This window comes from Deinococcus sedimenti, from assembly GCF_014648135.1.
Taxonomy (GTDB): Bacteria; Deinococcota; Deinococci; order Deinococcales; family Deinococcaceae; genus Deinococcus; species Deinococcus sedimenti.
The window spans coordinates 1-500 of sequence record NZ_BMQN01000066.1 but is presented as its reverse complement, the minus strand read 5'-3'; the positions used below and the strand labels follow the sequence as shown (position 1 = coordinate 500).

Annotated in this window: 1 protein-coding gene; it reads left to right on the top strand. The window is 63.8% G+C overall.

Annotated elements, in window-relative coordinates; genetic code table 11:
- Positions 1-500: ISAs1 family transposase (locus tag IEY69_RS21645; protein WP_189075132.1), on the top strand; the 500-nt coding region annotated here is incomplete at both ends.

The window sequence follows — 500 nt, the reverse complement described above, 5'->3', positions numbered from 1 at the left end:
CCCAACATCCTTGCCCTCACCCAGTGGCTCACCGGACACCGCGAGGTGCTGCGCCAGCACCTCGGCCTCGACCGCCTCCCCCAGCAGGCCATGATCTACCGCTTCTTCTGGTCGCTGGACCAGCATCTCCCTGAACTGCAACGCGCCCTGCTGGACTGGGTCAAAGCTCAACATCCCACGGCGCAGGACGACCTGGTCATCCTCGCTGGTGACGGCAAAGTCCTGAAAGGGAGTGCGCGAGAGGGCCGAACGGCCCTCTCGTTCCTGTCGGTCTTCTTCCATGAGCTGGCGCTGACCGTCGCGCAGGTCGATCAGGCCGGACGTCATGAAGCCAAAGGAATGCAGGATCTGCTCCCCACCCTCACGACCCTCTTTGGGACAGGGTGGCTCGTGACGTTGGACGCCGCCTACACCGAGCGGGAACTCACCACTCGAATCGACGAGGCAGGCGGAGCCTACCTCGTCCCCCTCAAGAACAACACCCGCTCGCTCAAGGAATG